Here is a 13,162-nt window from a genome sequence, read left to right as displayed (position 1 = left end):
ATGAGTAGTAATATTAACTTAATAGACTCTTTTCAGGAGTTCAAGGACTTTAAAAACATTGACCGTCCTACAGTAATCACGGTGTTAGAGGAGGTATTCCGTAGTATGATTCGTAAGCGTTTCGGGACGGATGAGAATGTGGATGTTATTGTGAACCCTGACAACGGAGACTTAGAGATCTGGCGTACGCGTGTTGTTATGGAGGATGGTTTTTCAGAAGATGACGATTTAGAAATCGAATTGGCTGAGGCGCACCAATATGATGCGGATCTTGAAGTAGGAGATGATTATATCGAACAGATTACTTTAGAGAGTTTCGGTCGCCGTGCGATATTAGCTGCTCGTCAAACCTTAGTTTCGAAGATTTTAGAATTAGAGAAAGACGAAGTATTCAAAAAATATAAAGATCGCGAAGGCGAACTTGTGATTGGTGAGGTTTACCAAATTTGGAAGAAAGAGATTTTGGTGTTAGACGAAGATAACAACGAATTGATTCTTCCGAAAACTGAACAAATCCCTGCGGATTATTTCAAAAAAGGAGATAGCATTCGTGCGGTAGTTCACAAGGTCGATATGATGAATAGTAATCCTAAGATTATTATCTCTCGTACAGCGCCTGAGTTCCTACAACGTTTGTTCGAATTGGAAGTTCCAGAGATTTTTGATGGCTTGATTACCATTAAGAAAATTGTTCGCGAACCAGGAGAACGTGCTAAAGTAGCTGTTGAATCATACGATGATCGTATCGATCCAGTTGGTGCTTGTGTGGGTATGAAAGGTTCTCGTATTCATGGTATAGTTCGTGAATTGCGCAATGAGAATATTGACGTAATCAACTTTACAACGAATAATTCATTATATATTACGCGTGCTTTAAGTCCTGCTCGTATTACATCGATCAAATTAGATGACGAGAACAAGACTGCAGCGGTATATTTGAAACCTGATCAAGTGTCATTAGCAATTGGTCGTGGTGGTCACAATATTAAATTAGCCGGTAAGTTAACGGGCTACGAAATCGATGTTTACCGTGAGACGGGAGAAGAAGAGGAGGATGTGGATATCGAAGAATTCGCAGACGAAATCGACAACTGGATCATCGACGAATTAAAACGCGTTGGTCTGGATACCGCAAAATCGGTTCTTTCGCTAACTGAAGACGAATTAATCCGTCGTACAGATTTAGAAGAAGATACGATTCGCGAGATCGTTAGGATCTTGCAGGCTGAATTTGAATAAGGTTCAGCCCAAGCTTTGCTTGCTTAACAATTTGTAAAAAATTGTTAAATACGTGTAAAAAAACATATTTTTGTAAAAGAAACTCATTTTATAGTTAGTAGATGTCAGAAGGTAAAAGTATAAACTTGCTTAAAGCGGCAAAAGAGCTCAACATTGGGATTGGTACTGCAGTTGACTTTTTAGTGAAAAAAGGATTTGATGTTGAATCAAAGCCTAACACTAAATTAAGTGCAGATCAATACGGGGTTCTTTTGAAGGAATTTCAGGGCGACAAGAATGTCAAAGATGAAGCTAAACAAATTGTTATTGGCAAGATTCGCCGTGAAGAAGGTCCAGCTGCTACTCAAGGCTCGACACCTGATGAGCCTACTGAGCAGCGTGAGGATAGTGGAGATGTAAAAGAGATTTTAATTAAAAATACTACGGCAGCACCTGCCGCTGAGACAGCGGAGGATAAAAAAGCCGAAGAACACCATTCTGCTTTGAAGGTTGTTGGGAAGATTGATTTGGATAGCTTAAAGCGTGGTGCGAAGGCAGCTCCGAAAGAGGAGCCGAAGGAAGCGGTGGCAGAAAAGCCTAAACCGGTAGTGGAAGAGAAGAAAGAGGTGGTTGAGCCAGTTAAGAAAGCGGAAGAGCCTGTTGCTAAGCCTGTAGTAGAACAGCCAAAAGTAGAAGAAAAGAAGGAGCCGGTGAAAGAGGTGGAACAGCCTAAAGTCGAAGCTCCTGTCAAAGAAGTTAAACAACAACCAGTGGTAGAGAAAAAGCCAGAACCTGTAAAGCAACAACCTGCTCAACAGCCAACAAAAGAACAGCCTCAAGATGAGGTTATTCGTGCTCGTTCGGAAACATTAAGTGGTCCGAAGGTAGTAGGTAAAATTCAATTGCCAGTTTCTAAACCGCATAAGCCGGTGGCTTCTTCCTCCGCGAATGCAGGAAACAACAATGACAATAAGCGTAAGCGCAAGCGTACGAATAAAGGAACGGGTCCAGTAGGGCAACATGATGGTGGCGATAGAAATAACCAAAACCAAAATACTGGCCAAGGACAGCATCCAAATCAAAATAGACCGGACGGTAACCGCCCGAGACCGGGAGGCGATAACCGCCCTGGAGGTCGCGGAGGTAATCAACAAAATGATCGTCACGGTAACAGAGGTGGAAATAACCGCCACCATGATCGTAGAAAACCTGAAGTAGCAAAAGAAGAACCTACAGAAAAGGAAATCCAAGATCAAATTAAAGCAACCTTAGCAAGATTGAGTGGAGCCGGTAAATCTGGTAAATTCGCTCAACGTGCTAAACTACGTCGTCAAAAACGTGATGATATAGCTTTATCTGCGGAAGAAGCTGCACTAGAACAAGAAGCGATGTCTAAAGTATTGCGCGTTACGGAGTTCGTAACGGCAAACGAATTGGCGAACTTGATGGATGTTCCGGTAACTCAGGTTATTGCAACTTGTATGAGCTTGGGAATGTTCGTTTCGATCAACCAACGTTTAGACGCAGAGACTTTAGCAATCGTGGCAGATGAGTTCGGATATCAAATCGAATTCATCAAACCAGAGGATGAAGAGGTAGCAGAATTAGAAGAACCAGATAATGCGGCAAACCTAGTTTCTCGTGCTCCAATTGTTACGGTGATGGGACACGTTGACCACGGTAAAACTTCCTTATTAGATTATATCCGTAAGGCAAATGTAACCAAAGGTGAAGCGGGGGGTATTACTCAGCACATCGGTGCATATGCTGTGAAATTAGATGATGGTCGTCAGATTACTTTCTTAGATACACCTGGTCACGAAGCCTTTACAGCGATGCGTGCTCGTGGTGCGAAAGTAACGGATATTGTAATTATCGTTATTGCGGCGGACGACGCTGTGATGCCTCAAACAAAAGAGGCTATTAACCACGCGATGGCTGCAGGATCTCCGATAGTATTTGCTTTCACGAAAGTTGATAAACCAGGTGCAAACGCAGACCGTATTCGTGAGCAACTATCAGCGATGAACATCTTGGTAGAAGATTGGGGTGGTAAATACCAGGCTCAAGAAATTTCTGCTAAAACAGGTGAGAATGTTGAGCTGTTGTTAGAGAAGGTATTGCTAGAAGCTGAAATGTTAGAATTAACTGCAGATCCGAAAAAACGTGCCGTAGGTTCCGTTATTGAGGCTGCATTAGATAAAGGACGTGGTATTGTAACGACAGTACTTGTTCAAGGTGGTACTCTTCGTGTGGGAGATCCAATTCTTGCTGGTTCTTATTCCGGTAAGGTGAAGGCTTTGACCAACGAGCGTGGAGAGCGCGTTAAAGAGGCAGGACCTTCTGTTCCAGTTCAGATATTGGGTATGGCTGGCGCTCCTACAGCAGGGGATAAGCTATACGTATTAGAGAGCGAGTCGGAGGCACGTCAAGTAGCGAATAAACGTCTTCAGTTGCAACGCGAACAAGGTATGCGTGCTACTAAGCACATTACATTGGATGAGATCGGACGTCGTTTGGCAATCGGAAACTTTAAAGAACTTAACATTATTGTTAAGGGTGATGTGGATGGTTCTATCGAGGCGTTATCTGACTCATTATTGAAACTATCTACGGATGAGATTCAAGTGAATATTATCCACAAATCAGTGGGTGCTATTTCCGAGTCAGACGTATTATTAGCTTCGGCATCTGATGCGATTATTATCGGTTTCCAAGTAAGACCTACGCAAGGTGCTCGTAAGCTTGCTGAGAATGAGCAAATCGATATCCGCCTTTACTCGATTATCTATGATGCGATCGAAGAGATTAAATCTGCGATGGAGGGTATGTTGGCTCCGAAATTGGAAGAGAAGATCGTTGCGGAAGTTGAGATCCGTGAGGTATTCAAGATCTCCAAAGTTGGTACCATCGCAGGATGTATGGTTCTTGATGGTAAAATCAACAGAAACAACGATATCCGCATCATTCGTGACGGTGTTGTTATCCATACAGGCCGCCTAGCATCCTTGAAACGTTTCAAAGACGACGTTAAGGAGGTTTCACAAGGCTACGAATGTGGTCTTAGCATTGAAAGATTCAACGATATACAAGAGAAAGATATTGTTGAGGCATTCGAGCAAGTTGAAATCAAGCGTAAGTTGTAATTTGCTTAAGCAAGATAAAATATATAGGCCGCACAGTAACTGTGCGGCCTTTTTGGTGTTAATGATATCTACGGTAGGATTACAAATCTGTAATATCTAATTCCTATCTTTGAAACATGTACAATTTTAAGATTTCTGAGATCATTCAGCATCCAAATCATAATATTTCTATTCGTTTTCAAGACTTATCCAATAGCTTTCCGGCATATAAGGCAGGACAATTCTTGACCTTGTCTTTCACGTTTGGCGAGCGCGAAGTTCGTCGCTCTTATTCTTTTAGCAGCTCACCTGATGTAGACGAGCCATATGAGATTACGGTAAAGCGCGTCGACAATGGTGAAATCTCAAGATTGCTACATCATCAGACGAGAGTTGGCGATGTCATACAGGTGATGGATCCACAGGGGCTATTTGTGTATGAGCCGGATGTAAATCATAAGCAAACGATCTTCCTATTCGGTGCGGGTGTTGGTATCACGCCCTTGTTTTCCATATTGAAAACTGCTTTAGTTCGTGAGGAGCATACGAAAATAGTCTTGGTTTATAGCAATAGCTCGAAAGAGCAAACCGTATTCTATGATGAACTTTTGAAATGGCAGGAAGCTTATCCCGATCGTTTACACATCGAGTGGATTTGGTCTAACACGAAGAACCTTTTAAAAGCAAGATTAAACCGCGACTATATATTGGAATTAGTTGCCAAATATAAGAGTGAGGAGGGGGACGATGTTTTCTATACCTGTGGTCCATTGTTTTACATGGATTTATGCCGTTTTACTTTATTAGGAATGGGCGTTCCGGACGATCATATCAAACGTGAGACCTTCCATTTCCCGGAAGAAGAAGAGGATGAGGATGAGAAGGAAGAAGAACCGGTGGATACGACAAGTTACGACGTTACTATTCGTTTTCAGGGCATTGACCACCCGCTGACCATACCTTATAACAAAAGCATTTTAGACGTAGGCTTAGAAAATAAGCTAAAGCTACCTTATTCATGCAAATCAGGAATGTGCAGTACCTGTATTTCCCAAGTCACTAAGGGTTCTGTTCGCATGGATTACAATGAAGTATTGACAGATCGAGAGGTAGATAACGGCCGTTGTTTAATATGTACCTCGCATCCTTTGGAGGATGGAACTACTATTGAGGTTTTATAATTTTTTTTATGTTAAATAGAATTCTTCTTTTATTCTTCCTGACCTGCATTCTTGGAAGCCTGAAAGGGCAGGAGACCTACAAAATAACTTATCATGCCTTTCGCGACGGCGCGATGATGAAACAGGATCCAATCGTACTGTTTGTCAGCAAGGATAAGTATGTTATCACTAAAGAGAGCATAATTTCGGGGCAAGTTCGTTATCCGGCTGAACAGATTTTTGCGGATGTTAAAAACAGGAAAGGGTATAGAACTTCCTTTCTTTCCGCAGCACGTTCCATCTCTGGTTATGATCCCGGAATTTACAAGGAGCTAGCGTTTGTTCAACAAGACACGGGAGCGAAGAAAATCTTACGCTATGATACGAAGTTAGCTAAAACCTCCATCAACTCGAATGCGATCGAAGTATGGTATACAAATGCACTTGGATTGAACGCCGCTCCGAATTTTATAGGGCAGGATTTAGGCTTGGTTTTAGAATATCGTCGCAATGGTAATACGGGGATTCGGGTCGCAGCGATAGAGAAGCTGAAAAGCTGGCCAAAGAATCTCGCACAGCCCACTGAATCTACTTTATTGGATGATTTAAGCTATAAAGATCAACTCTGGAAGAGTCGTTTTATCCAAATTCCTATCTTTCAGAATGAGCAAATCTGTTTTCAACTGGGAATTCAATCCGATTCGGTTCTGCGATTTGCGGAAGGAACGGTGATCGTTAAAAGAGTGAAGATTCCGGAAATCGGCTCCGATAGCCAAGCATTTATTGAGGTAGTTCAGAAATCCAATGGTGATGCATACGATCGTACAGGCTCTGTGTTTTTGGTATCCGATGATCAGAAGCAGACCTTTTTTGACGGCATGCAAAACGGAATGAACAGTTTGCCGATGTATACCGATGAGAAGGGCCTGGCTTATCCAGGAATGGTGCGTACGGAAGGCTTTTCTCCGGTATTAGAGCTCATGCGCTTCTTTACACCATTCGGCGTATCTCATTTTAACGATCGCGTGAAGTTAAAAGGGAAGACCTGGCAAGACAGCGTAAGCTATCGTCAAGATATTTCAGAATTCATCAGCAGCCTATCAGGAAAAGAAGTTTATATCGGGACTTACATTGGTAATTACGACAAAGGCGGGCATAAGGTTAGTCTGGAGCTAACCATCCATCCCGGCGGCTCGAACTATGCTTCTGGCGTTCAGGTTATGCCATTGTTCAATACGACCAATGTTATGGAGATGGGCGGGCAAGGATATCCGACGATGTATGCCTATGAGAAAGGGCTGGAAGTTAAATTCAAGCTTGACAAGGACCTCAATAATGTTAGATTACGTTATATCACGACCGGACACGGAGGTTGGGGAAATGGTGATGAGTTTGTCCCTAAAGCGAACAGCATCTTTTTAGATGGCGAATTAAAGATGAAATTTACACCATGGCGTTTAGACTGTGGTAGTAATAGACTTTATAATCCGGTAAGCGGCAACTTTGAAAACGGTCTCTCTTCTTCTGATCTAAGCCGTTCGAACTGGTGTCCCGGTACGATCACAAACCCAGTTTTCATAGACCTAGGCGATTTAGCCGCAGGTGAACATACGATTCGTGTGCAGATTCCACAAGGACCTAAAGAAGGCGATGGACAAAGCTTTTGGAATACCAGTGGATGCCTGGTTTATGAATAGGGAATAAAATCTTACTGTTTTTATTGAAAAAGCAACAGGCATGAAAGGTCTTGATGGGCAATGAACTTAAAAACGTACAATAAAAAAAAGGTATCATACGCTGATACCTTTTTTTAAGCGGACATGCTTAATTCTATCTCTCCAGACTTAGTTCTCAGGGTAAGCCACCAATACTTTGTTAATTTTCCAGCCATCTTCGGTGTTGCACATCGTTACGTAGTCTACTCGTTTAAAGTTGGAGAAGTACTTCGTTACCTTTACGATACTGCAATCTTCATTTTTCTCTACAAATTGAACGTCCGTATCACAAGCGTATCTTACGTTTTTTAATGATTTTAGATGTTTCATCATCTGGTTTTTAGAAAGCATCTCTTTGTTCTTGTTGTTTGGCGTGCTTTGGCTGAAATCATTTGTAAATAGATAATCTAATAATTCGGTTTCGCCATTAACGGTTGCATCGATGTAGTGGTCAACGATCGTCTCTACTTTTGCAAATTTCAATGGGTCAGGAAGGTTAGCAGCAGACAATGTGTAAGTTGCTAAAGTGAATACTGCTGAGGCGATTAAAGTGATTAAAGTTTTCATAATGTTATACATTTAAATTAGTGAATGTTATTGTTAATTGTTTGATTCAAAGGTATATCAATATGCAACGCAGCACCATAGTGAATAGGCGTAGCCGTGAAATTTTTCGGTTAAAAGCAGGAATAATTCGGTGAAAATTCTCGGTAAAATTGCTGTTCGGCGAATAGCCTGATTTGGAAGGTCAATAGGGTAGTCGGAGGAGGCTGATAAGAGAAAAAGCTGCCTGGGGAGACAGCTTTTATGGTATTATCCTATTTTTAATGAGGTCATGGTTAATGCGCCTGCGACGGCTTCGTCGTTGAATATCAACAAATCCTCGTTTTTATCTTGCAGCGCCAAAGCATAAATCATCGGCAGATAATGCTCAGGGGTCGGGATCGCCAATTCGAAAGCTCGTCCTTGCTTGTGGAAGTCAATCAACGGCTGGTGATTGCGATCCAGAATGTATCCTTTCATTTTCTCATTCGCTTCCTTCGCCCAATCAAACGCATATCCGACGGTGTTCAAATGCTGCCAGGAAACCATACGCAAATTATGTACGTTATTTCCGCTACCTATAATCAGCACGCCTTTCTTGCGGAGCCCAGCCAGTTCTTTCGCTAAGGCATAGTGCTGTGCTGGCGACATGCTATAATCGATACTCATTTGTATGATCGGCACATCGGCATTTGGGTATAGGTGTTTTACGACAGACCAGCTTCCATGATCCAATCCCCATTTATCATCTAAATGAACTTCCTTGCTCTTGATGGTCTCTTTCACAGCGTCTGCAAGTTCAGGAGAACCCGGAGCAGGATATTGCACATCAAACAGTGCCTGTGGGAAGCCGCCAAAGTCGTGAATGGTTGCGGGGTTCTCCATGGCGGTCACAAAGGTTCCACGCGTTTCCCAATGCGCGGAAATCACGAGAATGGCTTTTGGTTTTTCAATTTCGGAACCTATATTTCTGAAACCCTGCACAAATTCATTTTCCTCAATAGCATTCATCGGGCTTCCGTGGCCTAAGAATAAAACCGGCATGGTTGAGCTTGCGTCCAACCCGTCAATAAATTTATTTAATGATTTTAGCTTCATTGCTGCGCCCGCTAAAGGTAGGGTAGCGGCAGCAGCTAAAAATTGTTTTCTATTCATATCTTCCATTGTCAATGTCCTTTCCAATTGATAAAACAAATATCGGCAATGCAAGCAGGGGGTAGGTATGAATATTTGGACAAAAGATATAGGAATTAGGAAACAAGCTTCCGCATCTCCTCTCTAAATTCTGTTGCTGTTTGTCCGGATTTCTTTTTGAAGACGCTAGCAAAATATGCCTTATCGGTATAGCCAATTTCATATCCTATTTCGGAAATGCTCTTATCGGTGCTTATAAGTAGATTTTTTGCTTCAATCAGTTTTCTTGTTTCTATAATTTCGGAAACTGACTGTTGAAGAATACTCTGTGTGATCGCATTGAGATTCCTAGCGCTCATAAAGAGTTTTTCGGCATAATAGTTCACGCCTTCGGGTCTACGGAAGTTCTCTTCCAGTATAGAAAGGAAATTCTTAAAGGTGGTATCTTGGTTTTTGTAGACCAAATTGCTGTCTAGTTGCTGCTTCTTTCGCTCTACTTCGATCATGGTGAAGAGACTGTTAAGCAATTCACGAACCACCGAGAGTTCTGGATTTTCCTGCTGCATTTCCTCATAGATCATAACACAAAGCTGATCTAGACGTGTAAAACAGCGGTTTGCGGGGAACTGCAGCGTCGCACTTTTATGATAATAGGCATATAAATTAAAAGTTGTTTCAGGAATGAATTCGCTTTTAAATCTTAATACCCAAAAATCACAACGACCATCCTTGAGCAAAGGTACCACCCGATGTATTTTTCCTTTACTCACAAAACTAACGAAGGGAGCATCATATATCTCCGAGTCGAAATCAATAAAATGTTCAATCTGACCGCTAATGCCAATAACAAGCTCTTCAAAATTATGATTATGAGGCTCATATTTCTGATTTTGAATGCGTAAAGCTTCTTGATTGTCGACTTTGTAGATTTTAAATAGCTCTTCCATATCGTATAATGCTTTTCAAGTGCCAAAATAGCTTAATTCCTTCTTCTGTTTTCTATCTATTAATAAAAATTACCGAATTATTGTTTTTGCAGTATGCTATATTCTAAAATTCTTGAAATGAAGGTGCTTACCTGTGTTAAAGAATGCTATTTCTATTAATTCATTGTTGTTTATGTAATTTTAAGGGTGAAAATCAGATAAAATTTCAATAAAACTCAAAATATATTTTGTAAACCATATTAAAATTATATTTTTGATGTAATAATTGTAAAATATATGACATTATCAGGTAAAAAATCTTATTTACCCATTGTTTTGATGGGATTTGTGGTGTTAGTTTCGCTGTTTTTCTCAAAAGCACCCTCAATTGAGGGAAATTTCGGTTATAATTATGCTGATGTTGCCTGGATGTTGACTTCTACAGCGCTAGTTTTAATTATGACGCCTGGATTAGCTTACTTTTACGGCGGAATGGTGAAAAAGAAGAACGTTATATCAACAATGCTTCAAAGTTTCATCTGTATGGCTGTAATTGCAGTGTTGTGGGTTGTTTTTGGCTTTAGTTTAGTGTTCGGTGAGTCAATCGGCGGCGTTATTGGTAACCCGACAACCTATTTTATGTTTAATGGCGTGTTGGAAGAGAAGCCTTGGGATGGCGCATCGACTATACCATTTGCTTTATTTGCGATCTATCAGCTTAAGTTCGCTATCATCGCGCCGGCGCTGATTACCGGAGCATTTGCGGAACGCATTAAGTTCACTTCGTTTGTATTATTCATCTGTTTATTCTTCATTTTTATATACGCCCCATTGGCGCATGCGACTTGGCATCCGGACGGTATCCTGATGAAAATGGGCGTTCTGGATTTTGCGGGAGGTACCGTTGTGCACATGTCGGCAGGATTGACTGCCTTAGCGTCGGCAATTTTTTTACGACAAGGTAAAAACTATCATGAGCATACACCTGCACGTATAACTTACGTATTATTAGGTACAGGAATGCTATGGTTTGGTTGGATCGGGTTTAATGCAGGCTCTGCCTTTGCGGCATCCGAATTAGCCGCAACCGCTTTGATTACGACGTCGACCGCCTCCGGTGCTGCCGCCTTAACCTACATCTTTCTCGATGCTGCTCGCGGCGTCAAGCCTTCAGCCATGGGTGTTTGCATAGGTGCTGTTGTTGGATTGGTCGCCATAACCCCCGCTGCAGGATTTGTAACCTTTGGGCATTCCTTGGTGATCGGCGCAGTAACTGCTCTAATCAGCCGTTTTGTAATCGATTGGAGAACGCGTTCCAAAATCGACGATACCTTGGATGTTTTTCCTAGTCATGGTGTCGGAGGGATGGTAGGTATGTTGCTTACAGGCGTTTTTGCGAGCAAGCAGATCAACCCCGCAATTGAGGGCAACGGACTATTCTACGGTGAGACATCGCTATTTACAGCGCATGTCATCGGTTTGATCGGAGCCACCGTCTTTACACTTGTTTTAGCTTTTATTCTGTTAAAAATTTGCGATATGATCAGTCCGCTACGCGTCAGTGAAGCAGAGGAAGAAGCGGGATTAGACCTGTCGCAGCACGGCGAGAAATTATAGTATTTTCCCTCCATTATATCCTAAATTATGCCTGTCTTCCGCTCCGGAAGGCAGGATTTTTTATTTACTTTCCTGAGCAGAACACCCTTGTTTTCAAGATATTTAATTATGTGCAAACTATTTCCCTATTCATCAGTTATTAATAATAGACAACCTGGTAAACAACATGAAACATTTAAAAATATACGGATTATCTATTTTAATGTCGGGTTTATTTCTTACTGCCTGTAATAATAATCAGGAAGAAAGTACAAACGAAGTAACCCCTCCACCTGTTGAAAAAGACGCAGTATCGCGTTATAATATCAATGAACCAGACAAAAGTGTGTTGAAATTGGATTCTACAACCGTTGATTCCAGCCAAGTCGACAGCATACGTAAGTAATACATACATTCTTTATAATTTGTTAGTCAATAGTGGTAGGCGACCTTTCAAAAGGTTGCCTATTCGTTTGTACTAGGATTAGTATTCGTCAGGTTTACATTCTAACAGTCTCCTTGATCAACCCAATCAAATCCGCTCAGAAGCGGTTCTGCTTTGGGTATGAATTGGGTTTGAAAGGGCTTTGAAAGGGAAGTAGGTCGACGAGTATCTGAATTAGTCAGCTTGAATTGTCAAGCTACGCTCTTGGGCTATTGGCGGTTTGCCGGTTATCATTAAATGCCTACCATTTTACTTGGTTTTATGTTTGATTTATTTCTGCTACTTTTAGTTGAAATTGATTGAATAGCATATTAACTAGTGAATCGATGTTAATAGTTGGTTGTATTTTAGCCGTTATTGTTGGGGTGACCTTAGGGATGCTAGGGAGTGGGGGTACCATTCTTACCGTTCCGATTTTGGTGTACGTTATGGCGGTGCACCCTGTCATAGCAACGACCTATTCTTTATTTGCAATCGGTATCACCTCATTTGTTGGCGGTCTAAGGGGGATTATCCGTAAGGAGGCTGATTTAGGGAAAATATTGACCTTCGGAGTTCCATCGCTTATCGTCGTATTTTTTACGCGATCCTTTATTCTTCCGCTTGTACCGGATGTTATTCATATTGCGGGCTATGCGATCGAGCAACGTACGGCTTTGATGTTATTGTTTTCGATGGTCATGATCGCTTCTTCGCTCAGTATGATTTTTGCGATGAAGAAGCATCTGATTCCGGAGGTTCCGCGCGTCAATGTGCCTATCAGCTTGGTTATTGCGCAAGGGGCATTAATTGGATTGGTGACGGGATTGGTAGGTGCTGGAGGGGGATTTCTGATTATCCCGGCTTTGGTCAATTTTTACCATCTGCCGATGCGTCGCGCCGTGGCGACTTCTTTGATTATTATTACCATTAATTCCTGTTTTGGTTTAATCGGTGATAGTGAGAAGTTTGCGGAATTTGACTGGAATTTGTTGTTGAGTTATACCGGCTCTACGTTGGTTGGAATTTTTATAGGCTTTTATTTTGCTGAGCGGGTTTCTAATACCTTCCTCAAGGTCGCGTTTGGCTATTTGATCCTGATGATCGGTATCTATATCATCCTGAAAGAGACCGTTCTTCTGTAAGTTGCTTTATATTTCTGGAACATGCTGTATCCAGAGGCTATCATCCGTTTTGAAAATTAGTAGGCCTTTTCTTGTTGAGCAGGACGGAACAAGACGGATTTCCCAAAAGTTCTTGATATAATTGAAGCTTATCTTGCTAAAACGTTTAATAATTACGTATTTTTAAGTATCAAACA

10 protein-coding genes are annotated in these 13,162 nt (G+C 41.6%); 7 read left to right on the top strand and 3 right to left on the bottom strand.

Annotated features, from left to right (window positions below):
• From nusA to QYC40_RS08660, 4 genes are all read left to right on the top strand, one after another.
• Nucleotides 1–1,239: a transcription termination factor NusA gene (gene nusA, locus QYC40_RS08675; protein WP_149525616.1), complete on the top strand. Its 1,239-nt coding sequence runs from the start codon at nt 1–3 to the stop codon at nt 1,237–1,239.
• A 101-nt stretch (nt 1,240–1,340) separates the two neighbouring features.
• Nucleotides 1,341–4,364 carry a translation initiation factor IF-2 gene (gene infB, locus QYC40_RS08670; RefSeq protein ID WP_301993575.1) on the top strand — a complete coding sequence of 1,008 codons (3,024 nt, stop codon included), beginning with the start codon at nt 1,341–1,343 and terminating at the stop codon, nt 4,362–4,364.
• Between the two features lie 116 nt (nt 4,365–4,480).
• On the top strand, nt 4,481–5,524 hold the full coding sequence (locus QYC40_RS08665; RefSeq protein WP_301993574.1) for a ferredoxin--NADP reductase: 1,044 nt from the start codon (nt 4,481–4,483) through the stop codon (nt 5,522–5,524).
• 8 nt (nt 5,525–5,532) lie between these two features.
• On the top strand, nt 5,533–7,200 hold the full coding sequence (locus QYC40_RS08660; protein WP_301993573.1) for a PNGase F N-terminal domain-containing protein: 1,668 nt from the start codon (nt 5,533–5,535) through the stop codon (nt 7,198–7,200).
• A gap of 147 nt (nt 7,201–7,347) precedes the next feature.
• On the opposite strand, the gene QYC40_RS08655 is transcribed toward QYC40_RS08660, so the two are convergent.
• From QYC40_RS08655 to QYC40_RS08645, 3 genes are all read right to left on the bottom strand, one after another.
• The gene (locus tag QYC40_RS08655) at nt 7,348–7,785 is read right to left on the bottom strand and encodes a nuclear transport factor 2 family protein (protein ID WP_301993572.1); all 438 of its coding nucleotides are present in this window, start codon (nt 7,783–7,785) and stop codon (nt 7,348–7,350) included.
• Nucleotides 7,786–8,031: 246 nt separating this feature from the next.
• Complete coding sequence (gene ygiD, locus QYC40_RS08650) at nt 8,032–8,916, bottom strand: 4,5-DOPA dioxygenase extradiol (RefSeq protein ID WP_301993571.1); 885 nt, start codon at nt 8,914–8,916, stop codon at nt 8,032–8,034.
• Between the two features lie 95 nt (nt 8,917–9,011).
• Nucleotides 9,012–9,842 (bottom strand): AraC family transcriptional regulator, encoded by an 831-nt coding sequence (locus QYC40_RS08645; protein ID WP_301993570.1) that lies wholly within the window; start codon nt 9,840–9,842, stop codon nt 9,012–9,014.
• Nucleotides 9,843–10,118: 276 nt separating this feature from the next.
• Here QYC40_RS08645 and QYC40_RS08640 point away from each other — a divergent pair, with 276 nt between their 5' ends.
• The 3 genes from QYC40_RS08640 to QYC40_RS08630 all read left to right on the top strand — a co-directional run bounded on the left by QYC40_RS08640 (nt 10,119) and on the right by QYC40_RS08630 (nt 12,986).
• Nucleotides 10,119–11,438, top strand: coding sequence for an ammonium transporter (locus tag QYC40_RS08640; RefSeq protein ID WP_301993569.1), 1,320 nt, complete (start codon nt 10,119–10,121; stop codon nt 11,436–11,438).
• Nucleotides 11,439–11,640: 202 nt separating this feature from the next.
• Nucleotides 11,641–11,823, top strand: a complete 183-nt coding sequence (locus QYC40_RS08635) for a hypothetical protein (RefSeq protein ID WP_301993568.1) — start codon at nt 11,641–11,643, stop codon at nt 11,821–11,823.
• Nucleotides 11,824–12,188: 365 nt separating this feature from the next.
• Nucleotides 12,189–12,986 (top strand): sulfite exporter TauE/SafE family protein, encoded by a 798-nt coding sequence (locus QYC40_RS08630; protein WP_301993567.1) that lies wholly within the window; start codon nt 12,189–12,191, stop codon nt 12,984–12,986.
• Nucleotides 12,987–13,162 lie beyond the last annotated feature (176 nt).

Source organism: Sphingobacterium sp. BN32 (assembly GCF_030503615.1).
GTDB lineage: Bacteria > Bacteroidota > Bacteroidia > Sphingobacteriales > Sphingobacteriaceae > Sphingobacterium.
This window is presented reverse-complemented; position numbering and strand designations above follow the sequence as displayed.